Annotated in this window: 18 protein-coding genes; 7 read left to right on the top strand and 11 right to left on the bottom strand. The window is 61.7% G+C overall.

Annotated features, from left to right (window positions below; genetic code table 11):
- Together PM3016_RS05320 and PM3016_RS05315 are read left to right on the top strand one after the other, a co-directional pair.
- Nucleotides 1-225: a hypothetical protein gene (locus tag PM3016_RS05320; protein WP_041619035.1), complete on the top strand. Its 225-nt coding sequence runs from the start codon at nt 1-3 to the stop codon at nt 223-225.
- The gene (locus PM3016_RS05315) at nt 222-1,274 is read left to right on the top strand and encodes a M23 family metallopeptidase (protein ID WP_013917317.1); all 1,053 of its coding nucleotides are present in this window, start codon (nt 222-224) and stop codon (nt 1,272-1,274) included. The genes PM3016_RS05320 and PM3016_RS05315 overlap by 4 nt, the downstream gene beginning before the upstream one ends.
- Before the next feature lie 220 nt (nt 1,275-1,494).
- Here PM3016_RS05315 and yunB read toward each other — a convergent pair whose 3' ends face one another.
- Together yunB and PM3016_RS05305 are read right to left on the bottom strand one after the other, a co-directional pair.
- Entirely contained in the window at nt 1,495-2,247 is a 753-nt protein-coding gene (gene yunB, locus PM3016_RS05310) for a sporulation protein YunB (protein ID WP_014368675.1), read from the bottom strand.
- Between the two features lie 117 nt (nt 2,248-2,364).
- Complete coding sequence (locus PM3016_RS05305) at nt 2,365-2,832, bottom strand: DinB family protein (protein WP_014368674.1); 468 nt, start codon at nt 2,830-2,832, stop codon at nt 2,365-2,367.
- A 200-nt stretch (nt 2,833-3,032) separates the two neighbouring features.
- Between PM3016_RS05305 and PM3016_RS05300 the strand changes: the two genes are divergently transcribed.
- Entirely contained in the window at nt 3,033-3,944 is a 912-nt protein-coding gene (locus tag PM3016_RS05300; RefSeq protein WP_014368673.1) for a LysR family transcriptional regulator, read from the top strand.
- A 304-nt stretch (nt 3,945-4,248) separates the two neighbouring features.
- Here PM3016_RS05300 and PM3016_RS05295 read toward each other — a convergent pair whose 3' ends face one another.
- The 3 genes from PM3016_RS05295 to ilvB form a co-directional block, all read right to left on the bottom strand.
- Entirely contained in the window at nt 4,249-4,611 is a 363-nt protein-coding gene (locus PM3016_RS05295; protein ID WP_014368672.1) for an ArsR/SmtB family transcription factor, read from the bottom strand.
- 152 nt (nt 4,612-4,763) lie between these two features.
- On the bottom strand, nt 4,764-5,273 hold the full coding sequence (gene ilvN / locus PM3016_RS05290) for an acetolactate synthase small subunit (protein WP_014368671.1): 510 nt from the start codon (nt 5,271-5,273) through the stop codon (nt 4,764-4,766).
- On the bottom strand, nt 5,270-7,036 hold the full coding sequence (gene ilvB, locus PM3016_RS05285; RefSeq protein ID WP_014368670.1) for a biosynthetic-type acetolactate synthase large subunit: 1,767 nt from the start codon (nt 7,034-7,036) through the stop codon (nt 5,270-5,272). Before ilvB ends, ilvN begins: the two co-directional genes overlap by 4 nt.
- A gap of 126 nt (nt 7,037-7,162) precedes the next feature.
- On the opposite strand from ilvB, the gene PM3016_RS05280 reads away from it, so the two are divergent.
- Both PM3016_RS05280 and PM3016_RS05275 read left to right on the top strand, forming a co-directional pair.
- Nucleotides 7,163-9,250 carry a LuxR family transcriptional regulator gene (locus PM3016_RS05280; protein WP_014368669.1) on the top strand — a complete coding sequence of 696 codons (2,088 nt, stop codon included), beginning with the start codon at nt 7,163-7,165 and terminating at the stop codon, nt 9,248-9,250.
- 218 nt (nt 9,251-9,468) lie between these two features.
- Entirely contained in the window at nt 9,469-9,705 is a 237-nt protein-coding gene (locus PM3016_RS05275; RefSeq protein WP_013917308.1) for a glutaredoxin family protein, read from the top strand.
- A gap of 130 nt (nt 9,706-9,835) precedes the next feature.
- Here PM3016_RS05275 and PM3016_RS05270 read toward each other — a convergent pair whose 3' ends face one another.
- The gene (locus PM3016_RS05270; protein WP_013917307.1) at nt 9,836-10,633 is read right to left on the bottom strand and encodes a lipid II flippase Amj family protein; all 798 of its coding nucleotides are present in this window, start codon (nt 10,631-10,633) and stop codon (nt 9,836-9,838) included.
- Nucleotides 10,630-10,755, bottom strand: coding sequence for a hypothetical protein (locus PM3016_RS40685; RefSeq protein WP_013917306.1), 126 nt, complete (start codon nt 10,753-10,755; stop codon nt 10,630-10,632). Before PM3016_RS40685 ends, PM3016_RS05270 begins: the two co-directional genes overlap by 4 nt.
- 489 nt (nt 10,756-11,244) lie before the next feature.
- Between PM3016_RS40685 and PM3016_RS05265 the strand changes: the two genes are divergently transcribed.
- Entirely contained in the window at nt 11,245-12,249 is a 1,005-nt protein-coding gene (locus tag PM3016_RS05265) for an oxidoreductase (protein ID WP_041619034.1), read from the top strand.
- Between the two features lie 184 nt (nt 12,250-12,433).
- Here PM3016_RS05265 and PM3016_RS05260 read toward each other — a convergent pair whose 3' ends face one another.
- Entirely contained in the window at nt 12,434-13,411 is a 978-nt protein-coding gene (locus PM3016_RS05260; RefSeq protein WP_014368665.1) for an aldo/keto reductase, read from the bottom strand.
- Nucleotides 13,412-13,655: 244 nt separating this feature from the next.
- On the opposite strand from PM3016_RS05260, the gene PM3016_RS05255 reads away from it, so the two are divergent.
- Entirely contained in the window at nt 13,656-14,291 is a 636-nt protein-coding gene (locus PM3016_RS05255; protein WP_013917302.1) for an FMN-dependent NADH-azoreductase, read from the top strand.
- A 75-nt stretch (nt 14,292-14,366) separates the two neighbouring features.
- Here PM3016_RS05255 and PM3016_RS05250 read toward each other — a convergent pair whose 3' ends face one another.
- From PM3016_RS05250 to PM3016_RS05240, 3 genes are read right to left on the bottom strand one after another with little or no spacing between them, the layout of a single operon-like run.
- Nucleotides 14,367-15,851 carry a glycoside hydrolase family 32 protein gene (locus tag PM3016_RS05250; protein WP_081484358.1) on the bottom strand — a complete coding sequence of 495 codons (1,485 nt, stop codon included), beginning with the start codon at nt 15,849-15,851 and terminating at the stop codon, nt 14,367-14,369.
- A 20-nt stretch (nt 15,852-15,871) separates the two neighbouring features.
- Nucleotides 15,872-16,705 carry a carbohydrate ABC transporter permease gene (locus PM3016_RS05245; RefSeq protein ID WP_014368663.1) on the bottom strand — a complete coding sequence of 278 codons (834 nt, stop codon included), beginning with the start codon at nt 16,703-16,705 and terminating at the stop codon, nt 15,872-15,874.
- Nucleotides 16,705-17,589 (bottom strand): carbohydrate ABC transporter permease, encoded by an 885-nt coding sequence (locus tag PM3016_RS05240; protein WP_013917299.1) that lies wholly within the window; start codon nt 17,587-17,589, stop codon nt 16,705-16,707. Before PM3016_RS05240 ends, PM3016_RS05245 begins: the two co-directional genes overlap by 1 nt.
- Nucleotides 17,590-17,714: the final 125 nt, after the last annotated feature.

The raw sequence follows: 17,714 nt of genomic DNA, 5'->3' as shown, positions 1-17,714 counted from the left end.
ATGGATAAAAAGCCGGCCCTGCGTGCATCCTACCCACATGCGACTTATCCAAGAATGAACACCTGCGGCGGGATGCTGGACATCTCCCCAAGGATTGAAATGTACCCTTACGGCAGCCGGGTCGGGCGCTGCTGCACCGGATGGCTCCCCTCCCGGCAGAGCCCATCCGGCACAGCTGCCGGCCAAAGCATCCGTGACCAGCAGAAGGAGGAAGCTTACCTATGACGGCAATCCATACCAGGGCCTGCGCTGCGGTACTGACCGGCACACTGCTCCTCGGGCTCGTGCTTGGAGCGGAGAACGCCTGGGCCGGCGCGCCCGCCAAGGCCCCTTCGGCCGCCAAGCCCGAAGCCGGGGGCGGGATGAAAGCCATGTTCGCCGAACGCAGGGATCTGTTCGACAAGGTCAGTACGCTGACCGGCATTCCGTGGTATTACTTGGCGGCCGTGGACCAGTACGAACGCACCTTGAATCTGGCGAAGAAGCGGCCGGCGCCGGACGGCAGGATCGCGATTCATTACACCGACCTGCAGTGGGGCGGTGTGATGAATCCGGATCACGAGGACAAAAATCCCGAGAGCATCCGCTTCTTCGGCGGCCGCGGCCGGGACGGCGACGGCGACGGGCTCGCCGACCGCACCAGCGATATCGACCGCCTGTTCTCCATGGCCTCCTACCTTCAGCAGCAGGGGACCGCAGAGGACGACCTCCGCATCGGCCTCTGGGAGTACTACCAGAACAGCCGGAGCGTGGACCGGATCACCCAGTTCGCGCGGATCTATGCCGCTTTTGATACCCTGGAGCTTCACGAGCACTGCTTCGTGATGCCGCTCGGCGCGGACTACTCCTACCGGAGCACCTGGGGAGCCAGCCGGGGCTGGGGCGGCTACCGGATCCATGAAGGCACCGATATCTTCGCCGGTCACGGCGTGCCGGTCCGCAGCGCGACCTACGGCATTGTCGAGATCATGGGCTGGAATCCGTACGGAGGCTGGCGGATAGGAATCCGCGACCTGAACAATGTATACCACTACTATGCGCACCTCTCCGGCTTTAACAAAAAGGAAGTCAAGCCGGGCGAGATCGTGAAGCCGGGCCAGGTGATCGGCTGGGTCGGCAGTTCCGGGTACGGCAAGCCCGGCACCTCGGGCAAATTCCCGCCCCATCTGCATTACGGCTTATACCGGGATAACGGGCTGTCCGACTGGTCGTTCGACCCTTATCCGCACCTGCGCAAGTGGGAGCGGGAAGAACGGCTGCGGCGCCGCAAGTAATACAGGCACAGCTTTGAGATAAACGCCAATGCCGGCCTTTTAAGGACGAATTAAAATATCAGAGAATCAAGAGCCCCGTGAGCGATCACGGGGCTCTTCGCTTCGGCACGTCCGCCGCCGACATGGCAGCGGCGGCTATCACACCACACCTTCCGGAACGCAGATGCTGCGGGCTCGGGCTCCCTGCGAAGCCTGCGGGAGGAAGAAACATCCGTCCGTATCAGCCTCCCGCCGATTCCGCCGGGGCTCCCTTGGGCAGCAGATTCAGGTTCGGCACCGTAAGTCCCGGCGCAGGCCCATTCGTTCCGCCGACAGGATTGCCTTTGCCGTCAAAATAGTACGTGGGCACATCCCCCACAACCAGCGAGTAAGAGATCGGAATCTCCGTCTCAACCACCTCCGGTACGGTATCGAACGGAATAATGATGCTGACCTCGACCCGGATGCGGATGAATACCTCCACGAGCACCATATTGATCCCCGCATTCTGGTGCCGCGTGCTGAGGTCCACCTTGGCCGAACCGGCCGGCTCCAGGCGGATGGGGATATCCGGCCCGAAGGAGGCGAGCAGCGGCGATCGCATCGCCTGCCCGAGCGGAATCTCCTCCGGCATGGACGCAATCCGCTCCAGCTGCTGCTGCACGACGCGCACGGTGTCCCCGGTAATCCGCAGGTTCTCCGCCGTGTTCAGCATGAAGGCGGTGACCTTGCCGTTCCGGTCGGTCTTCCACTCCATGAGCCGATCGAAGCTCGTCTTCATCGCAATCTGCTCGGAGATCGCGCCGTTCAAGGTTTCCGTGGCCATCTGCTTCATCCGGACCTTCGCCAGTGCGGCAAGAGGCGGGTTCAGATTCCTCTCGAGGTAGAGAAAGAGCTGCAGCAGGAGCAGCAGGGTCACGGCAAGGGCAATCAGAAGATTGCGCTTCGTCCGGGTGCGTCCCGACGGGCTGCTCTTCCAGCGGCGCCTCAGCATCCGGCTTCCCCCTTCCCGGCCGCAGAGGCGGCCTGCCTACCTTACAAGGTATGCGGACCGGCCCTGATTCATCCCGGGAAGCGGGAGATCTCATCTGCCGGCTAACCACCCGAGAACTTACTGAATCGCACGGAGCTGGCTTTTCACGACTCCAAGGTGAATCGCATCGTGTATCAAGCCAAAGTTGAACAGCTCGGCGGCGGTGCCAAACTGGAACGGTCCCATGGTCACCGGAGACGGCAGCTCACGCTCCAGCAGCTCGGGTGTCCATTCGGACAGGCGGGTGAGCTGCGCCGACAGCTGCCCGAGCAGCTCTTCCTTCGACGGAGGAGTCTGCGTCCAATCGGAGGGCTTGGTTCCGGAGGTAAAGAACGCCTCATACGAATCCGGGACGGCGGACGGGGTACCGAAGCTGAGGGTGGAGAACTTATCCAGGAAATAAATCATATGGCCGGCATTCCAGCGGACGGTATTGCTGAATCCCTCAGGCTGCACATCGAACTTCTCCTCCTCGGCTCCCTGAAGCTGCCCGATCGCAATCTGACGCAGTACTTTGGCGGTGTGGAATATCGCTTGGGTCGTCATGGTAAATCCCTCCTGATTTAGTGGTAGTTGGTGATCCGCTTTCGTAACCTAAGATTACCTTCCCCCTGCCCGGGCAGCAATCACGTAATTCCGATGATAAGAATCGGTTTCAGTAATGAAGCTCAGGAAAAACCTGGGATTGGGGGCGATCCGCCTTTATAATGGAGAAGAAGCGAAGTGAGCAGGAAGGAGCCCGAGGAATGGAGCTTAGACAGCTTGAATATTTTGCCGCGGTATGCAAGGAGATGCATTTTTCCAGAGCGGCCGAGAATCTCTGCACGACACAGTCGAACCTCAGCCAGCAGATCAAATTCCTGGAGAACGAGCTGGGTCTGCCTCTATTCGACCGCATAGGCAAGCGGATTGCGCTCACGGAAGCGGGCCGGATCGTATTGGAGCAGAGCCTGCTCATTTTCGAGCGCATCGATCATATCCGGGGGGCGACCCGGGATCTGAAGCACATGGAGGGCGGCAGGCTGGACATCGGCATTCTCCCGGGAGACGGCGACCTGCTGTTTGACGCGCTGCTCGTCGATTTTCACAAACAGTATCCCAAGCTGTCGCTCAGCGTTACGGAATGCACGGATGTCTACGAGCAGGTAGCGGCCGGGACCCGGGACCTCGGGGTGACCACCGTGCCCGACAAAACGGATGACCGGATTGCCGTCATCCCCTTGTTCCATGAGGAGTTTGCGCTGGCCATCCGGTCGGACCATCCGGCCGCCAAGGCGAAGGCGATTCCGTTCGAACAGCTGCAGCAGCTGAAGATGGTGATGTTCGGTGCGGATCATCAGATCACGAAGGTGATCCATTCCTGCTGTCAGCAGCAGGGGATCTCGATCGACAACCCGATCGTCACCTCCACCCTGTCCACGCTGCTCTCCCTGGTCGAACAGGGCATCGGGGCGTGCATTCTCCCCCGCCTGCTGCTGGATCATCTCCAGCGCGAGCAGATCTCTGCCGTCCAGCTGCTGAATCCGACGCCGAGCCAGGACATCTGCATCCTCTACCGCACGGACAGGTTCATGGGGCAGGCGGCCAAGCTGTTCATAGAGGTCCTGCAGACCTACATTCAAGGTGTCATGGACCGAACCCAGCGGTCGCTCGGGTAAGGGTGCTGCGCCGTTGGCGGTCCGTGGCACGTACTACCCGGGCCGTTGACCTCGAGGCTGAATCTCAGCCGGCGGTGAGGTGGTAAACGCCGATGCCGTCCTTGTAAGGGCGATTCGCGTTAACCCAACCTATCAGATAACGGTAACGGGCTAATACGTGTTGTTACTTACGGATATGTCCCAAAAAGACAGGGCCGGGGTCCGGCCCCCGGTCGTCATCTGACCGCGAATCCGTACCCCGGCCCTGCCGGGAATATCCTCTGTACCCTGTATGCCTTCCTGCAGCCTGCAGCAGTTCAAGCCGTCAACCGTGCTTCACATGCTTCAGCATCTGCACGAAGATCTGTTCGATATGCTCGTCGTCCAGCGAATAGAATACCGTCTTGCCTTCCTTGCGCCGTTTGACGATCCGCAGATTGCGCAGATACCGCAGCTGGTGCGACACGGCCGACTGGCCCATGTCCAGCACCTGGGTGATATCGTGTACGCAGAGCTCCTGCTGGAGCAGCGCATAGATGATTTTGACCCGGGTGGGATCGCCGAGCGCCTTGAACACGTCCGCCAGAGAGGCCGCCGTCCCTTCCTGAATCATGCCCTCTTTGAGCTCATCCAAAGAGGAGGTGCCTTGACACGTGTCGTCGCACGCTTCTCCCGCCAGTTTCTCCATGAATCCATCGCCCGCCTTTTTGCCCGTCCTTTGTCAGAACATTATAGCAGAAAATGCAACTGGCTGCCGGACAGGGAAACAAAGAGGCCGTGTATGCCTCACCGGGGGATGCAGAGGGAGCATGCAGCGGGACCGCCGGCCCAGCCGGCGGATCAGGACGATAGACGGCGCACGTCCTCTTTCTCCCCGCGGGACATCGCGGTTTCGCCCGTGCGGGCCACCTCCAGAATGCCGTAGGCTCCGGCGAGCCGCAGGAACGCGTCATTCTTCTCGGTCTCGCCGGTTGACTGCAGGACCAGCGAGTTCGGCCCGGCATCCACGACCGAGCAGCGGAACGCCTCGGCCATCGCAAGGATCTCCGGGCGCTGCTCCGGAGCGGCACGCAGCTTCACGAGCAGGAGCTCCCTCCCGATCACGCCGGAAGAGGGGCCGAGCTCCTTCACCTCCAGCACGTCGATCAGCTTCCGGAGCTGCCGGCAGATCTGCTCCGTGCTCCGCTCGTCCTCGCGGACAATAATCGTGACCCGCGCCGTCCCCTCCTCTTCCGAGGCGCCTACGGTAATGCTGTCCATATTATAGCCCCGGCGTCCGAACAGGCCCGCGATCCGCTGCAGCACTCCCGGGCTGTCCTGGACGGTCAGCGACAGCGTACATTTTCTCATTGGACATCCCCTCCCAGAATCATGTCGTCCAGCCCCCGTCCCTGCGGAATCATCGGGTAGACCAGCTCCTCCTTCGCCACCACAAAGTCAACGAGAACCGGTCCCGGATGCGCAAGGGCCGCCCTCCACACCTCATCGGCTTCCTCCCGGCTCGAAGCGCGGAAGGCCTTGACCCCGTACGCTTCCGCCAGCAGGACAAAATCGGGGGAGCCCGCCAGATCGATATGCGAGAACCGTCCCTCATAGATCAGCTCCTGCCACTGGCGGATCATGCCCAGCGTCCGGTTGTTGATCACGGCAATCTTGACCGGCAGCCCGTGCAGGGCGCAGACGGCGAGCTCCTGGGCGCACATCTGCATGCCCCCGTCCCCGTTGATCGAGATGACGAGCCGGCCGGGGCTGCCGAACTGCGCTCCGATCGCCGAGGGGAACCCGAAGCCCATCGTACCGAGGCCTCCCGAGGTGAGGAAGGAGCGGGGACGCGTCAGGCGAAAATACTGCGCCGCCCACATCTGGTGCTGTCCGACGTCGGTGGTGACGATCGCCTCCCCGCCGCTGGTCCTCGACAGCAGCTCGATGACATACTGCGGCTTGAGCTCGGCGTCCGAGTCCGTGTACTTCAGCGGCTGCTCCTCCTGCCACCGGCGCACCTGGGCGAGCCAGGCCTCTCTCGCCGGCGTCTGCACGGCCGGCTGCGGCATCCGATCAAGCAGCGCCTCGAGCACCAATCGCACATCCCCGATCAAGGGGATCGACACCGGAACGAGCTTCCCCACCTCCGCGGGATCCAGATCGATATGGGCTACCTCAGCCTTGGGCGCAAAGCTTTCGAGCTTCATCGTCACGCGGTCGTCGAAGCGGGCGCCGGCGGAGATCAGCAGGTCGCAGTGCTGCAGCGCCCGGTTGGCCGCATACGTGCCGTGCATGCCCGGCATGCCGAGCCACAGCGGATGCCCGCCGGGGAAGGCGGCCAGCCCGAGCAGCGTGGTCGTCACGGGGATACCGGACCGCCCGGCGAACGCCAGCAGGGCCTCTTCCGCGCCCGACCGCACGGCGCCTCCCCCCGCCAGCAGGAGGGGCCGCTCCGCACAAGCAAGGGCGTCCAGCAGCTCCGCAATCCGCTCGGAATCCGGCTCCGGATAGGGCTCGTAGCCGCGCACCTCCACCGTTTCCGGATAGCGGAACGCCGCCAGCTCCGCCGAGACGTCTTTCGGGATGTCGACGAGCACCGGCCCCTTGCGCCCCGTCCCCGCGAGGTGGAAAGCGCAGCGCAGCGTCTGCGCCAGGTCCTCCGCCCGGCGGACGAAGTAGCTGTGCTTGGTGATCGGCTGGGTCATGCCGATGATGTCCGCCTCCTGGAAGGCGTCCGTGCCAATGAGCGAGGTGGCGACATTGCCGGTAATGACCACCAGCGGCACCGAATCGGCATATGCCGTAGCTATGCCTGTGACCAGGTTCGTCGCCCCCGGACCCGAGGTGGCCAGACAGACGCCGGTCCGCCCGGTGGAGCGGGCATAACCGTCCGCCGCATGAATCGCCCCCTGCTCGTGCCGCGTGAGAATATGGCGGAAGTGCCGGCTGCCGTGCATGGCGTCGTAGATATACAGAAGCGCGCCGCCCGGGTAGCCGAAGACGCATTCCACCCCTTCGAGCAGCAGCGTCCGCAGCAGGATCTCCGAGCCCGGGATAATGTCCTCCTTCAGCAGGGCGGTCCGGACGGCCGGGCTGGCCAGACCCTCATCCTTCGTAGTATACATCCTCATCTTTCTCTGCCTCCTCTGGTTCGCATCTCCCTTTTAACCCTAGCATGGCGGCCTGTCCGGGAAACACTACCCATTGGATGACTTTGGTAGTATACTTTGGGTTACATTTGGGGGAGGAAGGGACGGATGACGTTGGAACGGATCACTTACCGCAGCGGGTTGCCCGGGGCCAGCCTGGCGGATCAGCTGCTGGCCTGGAACGAGGCTTCCTTTGTGGGGCGCTCGTTTGAACTGCAGCTCTTCGGGCAGTATCTGCAGAGCCTGTCCATGTACACCGAGCGCATTCTGCATATCTACGGAACCGGCGGGATGGGCAAAACCTTCCTGCTCTCCCGTTGCCGGCGGACGGCGGAGGAGAAAGGCATCCCCTTCCTCCTCACCGATCTGCGGGACTACACCAATACGCCCGAGCGCATCTGCGCCCGGCTGCTTCTGCTGCTGGGGGAAGGCGGGGCGGCCCCTGGCCTTCCTGAGCAGGAGCACTGCGTCAGGGCCTTGAACCGATTGGCGGCAGACGCTCCGCTTGTGTTGGCCTTCGACCATTACGAAGAGGCGGGAAGCCTCGACAGCTGGTTCCGGGAGAGCTTCCTGCCCGCGCTGCACGCGAACGTGCTGATCGTGACCTCCGGACGGTTCCCGCTCGAAGGGCCGTGGAAGCGGCTCCCGGGCTGGCGCCGGCTCGTGCTTCCGATTCCGCTCCGGGAGCTGGGCTATGAGGAATGCCGGGCTTACGCGCAGCTGCATGGGATGACGGACGAAGCGGACATCGACAGGCTCTGGCTGCGGACGCTCGGCCATCCGCTCTCGCTGTCGCTCTTCACTCCCCTCACCCGGGAGGCCCGGAAGAGCCCCTCGGCCGGGGATATTCCGGCCGGAGACTTCGAATCGCTCCTGACCGACTGGCTGAGGGAGGCGCCCGGAGTGGAGCTGCGCGAGCTGGTTCTCGCCGCCTCCGTTCCCCGGTCCTTCCACCAGGAGCTTCTCTCCGGCCTGCTGGGCGAGCCCGTCCCCTCCCCGCTCTTCGAGAGGCTCATCCGCCTCTCGTTCGTCGAGGAAACGGCGGAGGGCTGGCAGCTGCACGGCCTGGTCCGGGAGACGGCCTCGCGCGTGCTCCAGACGCGGATGCCTGCGGCTTACGAGGAGTACCGGCGGCGGACGGCCGCCGCCTTCTACGCCTCGGCACGCCGAGCGCTGGAACGCGGACAGGACGCCTCCTGGGACATCGCCGAGCTGCTGCGGGCGGCCGGTCCTCCGGTGCTGCGCGCGCACTACCGCCATTCTCGAACGACCTTCAACTACTACGAGAGCGTGGGGCTCCACAATCTCGCGGAGGCCGAAGACTACATCCGCCGGCGCAGGGAACAGGCCCGGGGGTGGAACGTGCGCTGCTCCACCCCCGGACTGGAGTCCGTCTACCGCTTCTCCTTCTCGGCGGAGGAGACGCTGTACCGGCTGGCGGGGCTTCGCCTGGAGGAGCTGGTAAGGCTCGATCCGGGGGCCGTGAAGCTGCTGCGCCGGCCCGGCGGGGAGACCGCAGGGCTGTCCGCGCTGCTGCCGATCCACTCCGGCACGCTGCCGTTCCTGCTGGAGGCTCCGCTTTCCAGGGCTTATTTTCGCTCCCTGACCCCCCAGCAGCTCCAGGCCTACGACGTGCCGCCCGAGAAAAAGGCGGGCGCCTTCCTCTTCACCACGGATGTCGAGAATCTCGAATCGGAGGAGCTCCGGTCGGATTCGATCCGGCTGCAGTTCGAGTGGATCCTCGGCGGGCAGCTGCTCATCACTTCGCCCCCGCCGCTCCCCTACTTCATCCAGGCCGTCGAAGCGCTCGGCTTCCGGCAGGCGGAGGGGGTTGTGCATACGGACCATGACGGGGTAACCCCCTCTTATACGTACCTGCTGGATACCCGGCGGGAGAAGCAGCTGGGCTTCCTCCACCGGATGATGGAGAGCACGGATCTCACCCCGCGGAATACGCCGGCTGGCGCAGCCGTCCAGCCCGGCCCGGCCCACTCTCTGCTCACGTCACGTGAGCGGGAAGTCGCCGAGCAGCTCATTCAGGGCCGCACCAACCCCGAGATCGCGGCCGGACTCTTCATCAGCGAAGCGACCGTGAAGAAGCATGTGAATGCCATGCTGCAGAAGTACGGCGCCAAGAATCGTACTCAGCTGGCCAAAGCCCTGCTGGAAGCTCCGCAGCTGGATCAGGAGAAGTAAGGAAGGTTAGGCAGGCTTGCCTTGGAAAGCTAATCTGCTGCGTCCCCTGCCGATCCCCCGGAAGCCGTCACCCAAGCAAGTTAAAGAGGGAAGCTCGGCGGCCCAAGATCGTCGAGTTATTTATAATGATTATAAAATAGTATTGATTATTATAATCGTCGTGATATAATCAGGCATATTGAATAACCTTACTTATGGCAAAAGGAGCGATCTTTCCCATGTCTACCCCGGTAATTGTATATTCCAACGTAAACTGCCCGTTCTGCGAACAGGTCAAAGGCTTCCTGAAAGAGCAGGGCGTGGATTTCGAAGAGCGGAACATCGCCCACAACGACCAGTACTTCGACGAGCTGACCGGCATGGGCTTCCAATCCGTCCCTGTCACGGTGATCGGCGAGCACAAGATTCTCGGCATGAACACGACCCGTCTGAAGAAAGCGCTGAGCGCGGAGTAATCCTGCATGCTCCAGGAGGCTTGGCTTCCGTACGGCCTGCATAATAAAACCTCCATCCTGGGATCATCCCGGGACGGAGGTTTTTTGGTTCGTGCGGCGGAGGTGGAGGAGTGACATCCAAGTCCCGTCGTTACAGCAGGCTCGAGATCACGGAACAGAAGGTGGTGATCAGGTAAGCTGCCGGAAAAAGCAGGATCTGGGCAAGCAGCGTCCCTGCCAGCCGGGAGATCATCAGCAATCCGAACACTTTGGTAATCTCGGCGGCCGGGGACTGCCCATTATTAACCTTGTCCGACAGCAAAGCTACCTTCGGGTCGATAAATACCGTCAATAAAATAATGGCGATCCCGTTGATCAAACCCACGGAGGAAGCGGCCATCGTGCTGTTCTCGGGAACCAGGAACGAAGCGTACTGTGCAGACAGAACACCCACGGTATAGGCTCCGGTAATGAACATATTGAGCAGCAGCAGCTTCACCGGAACCCCCCCGGTACCCAGGGAACGAAGCATACGCAGACTCGGCATACGGAAGGGGACCTGCCGCAGTTCCGGCAGGAACCCCTTGAAGGCCGAGAAGACGGAACCGGCCGTATCCAGACGCCGGAGAAACATCATGCCGCCCGACACAATGGTGGGCGAGAGCAGGATGGCCAGCAGGGTTCCCAAGGTGGCCCCGACCAGGATTGTCTGCAGACTGGCCAGCAGGGTCTCTCCTCCGCCCGCCTTCGCACTATCGACCATATTGCCGGTCAGCGGGGCCTGAAGGAGGTTGGAGGTCCGGGCCACCAGAGCCACGATACTGTTAAGGGAAAGCGCTACGGCCAGCTTCCCGACACGAATTCCGGCCAGGCGCACAGAGAAGGAGACCGTATCGGAAGCATGGATCGCCATAGTCAGCAGGGTAACAATAATAATCTGCAGGCTCATGAGAAAATATCATAGTCGTAGCCGTCGTCTTTATTTCGTTTCATCATGGAGATGGAAACCAGGGAAACTGCCACTACAAAAACAATGACCGCAACCGCACCAAACAAGATCAGTTTCAACATGTACGACCCCTTTGTATGTATTCGTCCTCTGTCCAAACGTCGCATATATACAACATAAATCTCGGTATGAATGCGCCCTGTTTTCATCCAAGACCTCTGTAATATGGATGATACAAATCGTACTATAGTCCCAGTTCGTCATCAACTAAAATTTTCTTTAGAAAAGTCGAATTATGCTGTTTTTCTATGAATATATCCTGAAATACGTCCTTAATTTACTTATTTACCCATTTTCGTTAGATGAATGGTCCCGGTTTTCCCGTATACCATGACCCAGGTCAGATACGAATCGTAACAAGTTACGTGACCGTCACTCCTGGAGGCAAGCGGTTTCCCATGACCTATATGCCAGGCTTCGCCGGAACCGTCCACCGTATCTTCCTCTCCATTCCCCTCCCTCCTTTCAAAGTCACTCCACCCCAAAAAGTGGTACAATACAAGCAGGTCATAGAAACACGTAACTCATTCTTGCAGAGGGAGTTGGAGAGGATGACGCGTCTGCGCGCATGGATGGTCAGCAAGACGGAGGACGGCACGTTCACGGCCGGACTTCGGGAGATCGACCGGGAAGCACTGCCGGAGGGTGAGGTCACGGTGAAGGTGGCCTACTCCGGCATCAATTACAAGGATGCCTTGGCATCCACGCCATCAGGGAAGGTAGTCCGGAGCTACCCGATGGTCCCGGGGATCGACCTGGCGGGTACGGTCACCGCCTCCTCCCATCCGCGCTTCCGCGAGGGCGACGCTGTCCTGGCCACCGGCTACGAGCTCGGCACCGGCCGCTTCGGCGGCTTCGCCGAAGAAGCCCGGCTGCCCGGGGACTGGCTCGTCCCGCTGCCGGCAGGCCTGACGCTGCGCGAGGCGATGATCCTCGGCACGGCCGGCTTCACCGCGGCCCTGTCCGTGCACCGCCTGGAGGCGGCGGGGCTGCGCCCGGAGGCGGGCGGCGTGCTCGTCACCGGCGCCACCGGCGGCGTAGGCGGCCATGCCGCCGCCATGCTGGCCGGCCTCGGCTATGAGGTGACCGCCTCCACCGGCAAGGCCTCCGCCCACGCCTACCTGGCGTCCCTCGGCGCCTCGGCGGTCATCGACCGCGCGGAGCTGGCCGCCGCCGGCCGGCCGCTGCGCGGCGAGCGCTGGGCCGCCGCCGTCGATCCCGTCGGCGGAGCGCAGCTGCCCGCCGTGCTCTCGCAGATCCGCTACGGCGGCTCCGTGGCCGTCAGCGGGATGACCGGAGGCGCGGACTTCACCGCCTCGGTGTTCCCCTTCATCCTGCGGGGCGTCAGCCTGCTGGGGATCGACTCGGTCTACTGCCCGCGGGAGCTGCGCGAAGCCCTCTGGCTCCGGATGGCCTCGGACCTGAAGCCTGCCGCGCTGGAGCGCATGGTCCACGCCGAGATCGGGCTCGAGGAGCTTCCCGCGGCGCTGGAGCGCGTCCTCGAAGGCGGCGTGCAGGGCCGCTATCTTGTGAACGTGGCCGGCGGGGAGGCGTGACCGCGTCGCACCCCGAACCCGAGGGGGACGCGCACATGCCCCGCAGGCCACGCCAACCAAGCGGCTGCCGCGGTGGTGTCACGCCCAAACCAGCGCCAGCGCTCCGTCTCCTGCCATCGCCAAAAAAGGCCGGGTTCCTCCTTACGGAACCCGGCCTTTCCTATGTCACCGTCCGGCGCTGCGCTTAAGGCAGCCGCTCCCCGCGGGAGCTCACGTACAGCGAATACCATTCTTCGCGCGTCAGCTCCACCTTCAGCGCTTCCGCGCAGTCAGCGATCCGCTGCGGCTTCACGGTGCCGAGCACCGGCTGGATGCCGGCCGGATGGCGCATCAGCCAGGCGAGCACGACCGCTTCGCGCGGCACGCCGCGGGCTTCGGCCAGCTCCGCCACCAGGGCGGCCGTCGCACGGACCGCATCCGACTCGCCCGCGAGGTCGCGTCCCGTGAACAGGCCGCGGGCCAGCGGGCCCCACGCCTGCACCTGTACCTTCTCGCTGCGGCAGTACTCCAGCGTCCCGTCCGGGAACGAAACCCCGGTGCCCGCCGCCTGGTTCACATGCACGCCGGCATCCACCCAGTCCAGCTTCGCCAGATTGAGCTCCAGCTGGTTGACGAGCAGAGGCTCGTCCAGCGCCGACTGCAGGAAGCGCATCTGCCCGCCGCTCATGTTCGAGACGCCGAAGCCCTTGACCTTGCCCGAGCGCTTCAGCTGCGCGAAGGCTTCCGCCACCTCCTCCGGCTCCATCAGCGGATCGGGGCGGTGCAGCAGCAGAATATCCAGATACTCCGTGCCGAGCCGCTGCAGAATGCCGTCCACCGAGGAGAGGATATGCTCCTTCGAGAAATCGTAGCGCCCCGGGCGGCCCGGCCCCTCCTCGAAGCGGATGCCGCATTTGGACTGCAGGATGATCTCTTCCCTCAGTCCCGGTCGCTCCTTCAGCACCCGGCCGAACACTTCCTCCGCCTTGCCCAGCGTATAGATATCCGCATGGTCGAACATGTTGATGCCCGCCGAAAGGGCGGCTTCCACCGCTTCGTGCGCCTGCTTCACATGCGCTTGCGTAACCGGCTCCCGGTCCCAGCCTCCGCCGAGCCCCATACAGCCAAGTACGAGCCGGCTCGCTTCGATGCCGTGATGCTGCAGTGCCAACCTTTTTCCCATGGTCCATCCTCCATCTATTTGAAATCCTGTATGTACATTTCCCCGGACAACCGGACTCCCCTAGTATAGACCAAGCCCCCGGACCTGAATAGAACTGAAATGCTTGTAACCTGCTTACCTTTGCGTAACTGGGCCCGCCGGTCTTAACGGCAGCGGAATGCTGTAATAAGCCTGACGCCCAAGGCGAATACTGTTACGGTGTGCTTCCAAAGCCGCAAAAACCTCACAGCAAAGGAAGGATTTCATGGCAACTCTCCTGTATATTACGGCTCATCCCCACGATCACCAGACATCCTTCTCCATGGCGGTAGGCCAGGCTTTCATCGAAAGCTACCGGGAATCGCACAGCGGAGACGAAGTGGTGACGCTGGATCTCTACAAAGCGGATATCCCCCATATTGATGCAGATGTATTCAGCGGCTGGGGTAAGCTGCGCTCCGGGCAGGACTTTGGCGCCCTCTCCGGGGAAGAGAAAGCGAAGGTGGCCCGTCTCGGCGAACTCACCGACCAGTTCGTAGCCGCCGACAAGTATGTCTTCGTAACGCCGATGTGGAACTTCTCCTTCCCACCGGTGATGAAAGCCTACATTGACTCGATCTGCACGGCAGGCAAAACGTTCCGTTATACCGAGCAGGGACCGGTGGGCCTGCTCACCGACAAGAAAGCTCTGCACATCCAGGCCCGCGGCGGCATCTACTCCGAAGGGCCGGCAGCCCAGATGGAGATGGGCCACCGCTACCTCGGGGTGATCATGCAGTTCTTCGGCATCCCATCGTTCGACGGTCTGTTCGTGGAAGGCCACAACCAGTTCCAGGACCGCGCGCAGCAAATCAAGGAAGACGCGATGGCCCGCGCCCGCGAGCTCGCACGCACCTTCTAAGCAGCCTTCCAGGCCAAAATCCCCCATACCACGGAGACAGGCTCCGTCGTATGGGGGATTTGTCTTCTCTCTTTCTTACTCTCCGGATGCCTCGGCCCCCGGCACGTCGAGATCCCACTTCCGCAGGCCGGCCACGAAGCACTCGCCTTCGGAGAACAGCTTGATCCCCGTGGACTTCGCTCCCGGGTAGATCCGGGCGGTCATGACCTTATGGCCGTCCTGGATGAACACTTCCACGGAGGAGCGGTCCACGAAGATCCGGAGCGTCAGCGCACCGCCGTCCAGGCTGACCTGGGTGCGGCGCTCCCCGCCCGGTCCATTGCCCGAACGGTCCCTGTTCAGCACCAGCGTCTGCTCCGCGGCCAGGTACGTCAGGACCGTTTCTTCGCTGCCGTGAGTCCGCAGCTTCAGGCCGAACGCGGATGCGGCTCCTGCTTCGAATACCACCTGCAGCTCGTAGCTGTCCCCGCCCGTTTCCAGCTCCCATTCCCCCTGAAGGGCCTTTGCCTGGAGCTCATACGGGTTCGTCCGGTAAGCTTCAATCTCCTGAACCGGACGGAACACCAGCCGATCTTCCTGCAGCAGCACCTCTCTAGGAAGCGTCATGGCGCCCGCCCAGTGGTGGCCGTCCTGGGTAGGCATCGCGCTCTCCCACATATCCATCCATCCGATCAGGATCCGGCGGCCCTGCGCGTCTTCGGTCGTCTGGGGAGCATAGAAGTCAAAGCCATAGTCCGCCGGATGATAACCGCTGTAGTCGAAGCGTCCCTGCTCCGGGTCCAGACTGCCGATCATATAGGTCGTGGAATGCAGATTGCGGAAGTCCTCTCCCTGCGCCGGCACCCGCTGCGGTGACATGAGGAGTACGTCCCTGCCGCCGAGACGGAAGAAATCCGGACATTCCCAATTGTCACCGAGCGTCCCGTCACTCTTCGCAGGGATGCCCGCGAACTCCCATGTCTGCAGATCCGCGGACCGGTAGAGCAGCACAAGGCCGCTGCCCTGCCCGTCATTGGAGCCCAGCACGGCATAATACATCCCGTCCCGGGTGAAAACCTTCGGGTCGCGGAAGTCCTTGCGGGAGACGCCCTCCGGGATCTGGGAGAGCCCGATCACCGGATTCGCCTCCGGCTTGATGAAATTCACCCCGTCCTCCGAGACGGCAAGGCACTGGGTCTGGTAATAATCGTTGTCTTTGTCCGGCCCCGTCACGACATGCCCCGTGTACATCAGGACCAGCCTGCCGTCCTTCTCCACCGCGCTGCCGGAGAAGCAGCCTCCGCTGTCATACGGCCGGTCCGGCGCCAGGGAGACCGGAAGGTACTCCCACGAGATGAGGTCCCGGCTGACCGCGTGGCCCCAGTGCATCGGTCCCCAGACTGAGGCGTAAGGGTAATGCTGATAGAACAGATGGTAGGCTCCGCCGAACTGGATGAATCCGTTCGGGTCGTTCATCCAGCCGAGCTCGGCCATGAGATGATAATTCAGGCGGTACTCCTGCCGGACTTCAGACTTGTGTTCGGAAATATAGTGTTCGGCTTGCTCTGCTGTGTATTGGATAAAGAGCCCTCCCCTGCATTTTATTTGATGGAACCCTGCATAACCCCTTGAATAATGTACCGCTGTGCGAACAAATAAACCACGATGACCGGCAGAATCGTCAGCATCAGCCCCGCCATCAGCGGACCGTAGTCCACGGTATAGGTGCCGAAGAAGTAAAAGGTCGACAAAGGCAGCGTCCGCTCCTCCGGTTCGACGAGCACCAGCGACGGGAGCAGAAAGTCGTTCCAGATCCAGATGACATTCAGAATGGCGATCGTCGTGGTGGTCGGCGTGAGCACCGGAAAGACGATGCGGAAGAACGTCTGCGTACGGGTGCACCCGTCCATCATCGCCGCTTCCTCCAGCTCGGCCGGAATGCCCTTCACGAATCCGTGGTAGATGAACACCGCCATCGCGCTTCCGAACCCGATGTACATGTAGATCAAGGACCATTTGCTGTCGAGCATGCCGATGGAGCCGTAGATCTTCACAAGCGGAATCATCAGCGCCTGGAATGGAATGATCATCGAGGAGAGCATGAGGAAGAACGTGTATTGATTGAACCGGGTCTGGTGGCGGACAAAGTAGTGTGCCGTCATGGAGGAGAACAGCGCCAGGAGCAGCACGCTGCAGGCCGTGATGATCACCGAGTTTACGAACGCGTCCATATAATTCATTTTGGCAAAAGCGCTGGTATAATTGGACAGATTCCAGTCGGTCGGCAGCGACAGCGGGCTGGACGTGATGTGCTTGTTGGCCTTGAACGAATTGACGAAGAGCAGAATGAACGGAACGATAAACAGGAAAAGGCCTGCGGTCAGCAGCGTGAGCGGGGCCCATGATACGGAAGCTTTATCCCCTGCGGCTTTCATTACGCTTCCACCTCCATCTTCTTGCTGAAGTAGACCTGCACCAGCGTCACAGCCGTAACGAGCAGGAACAGGATGAAGGCTTCCGCCTGGCCTACCCCGTAATCGTGAGAGCGGAACGCTTTCTCGTAGACATGCATGGCGACCATCTCGGTGCTCTTGAACGGCCCGCCCTTCGTCAGGGCGAAATTCACGTCATACACCAGGAAGCCCCGCTGCAGCGACAGGAAGATGCAGACGATGAACGACGGGACGATCATCGGCAGCACCATGCGGCGTAGACGGGTCCAGCCGCTGGCGCCGTCGATGGATGCCGCCTCGAGAATGTCCTTCGGCACGTTCATCAGCCCCGCCACATAGATCACCATCATATACCCGGCATACTGCCAGACCGTGACGATGATGAGAGCCCAGAGCGCCTTGTCCGGCGTGGAGAGCCACGAAGCCCGGAACAGTCCGATATCGTAGGTTTTCCCGAGATAGACCAGCACATTGGAGAAAATAAACTGCCAGATAAAGCCGAGTACGATCCCGCCGATCAGATTCGGAACGAAGAAGCCCGCACGGAAGACGCTCTGCCCCTTGAGTCCGCTGGTCAGCAGATAGGCCAGCCCGAACGCCACCACGTTGATACCCACCACGGTGGCTCCAACGAACTTCAGCGTAAGGTAAAATGATTTCCAGAATTCCGTATCCTGAAACACCGAGACGTAATTCTCGAAGGCAACGAAGGTCAGCTCCGTCGAGATGCCGTCCCAGTTCGTAAAGGTGAGATAGATCCCGAACACAAACGGCAGAATCATAACGGTCGTAAATGCAAACAACGTGGGGCCGGTGAACAGGAGCCGGGTACGGATCCGGTTGAGGCGCCCTTTCTCAGCTATCATGACTTCCCTTCCTTTCCGGATCAATGCGGATGTCCGCGGATAAAAGCAATGGATAAGACGCTGTGCGTCTTATCCATTGCCGCCAGTCTTGATGAGTTCACTCACTTCACTTAAGGCACAGACGC

This window comes from Paenibacillus mucilaginosus 3016 (assembly GCF_000250655.1).
Classification (GTDB): Bacteria; Bacillota; Bacilli; order Paenibacillales; family NBRC-103111; genus Paenibacillus_G; species Paenibacillus_G mucilaginosus.
Note: the sequence above shows the minus strand (reverse complement) of the source record. Positions and strands in the feature narration are given on the sequence as shown.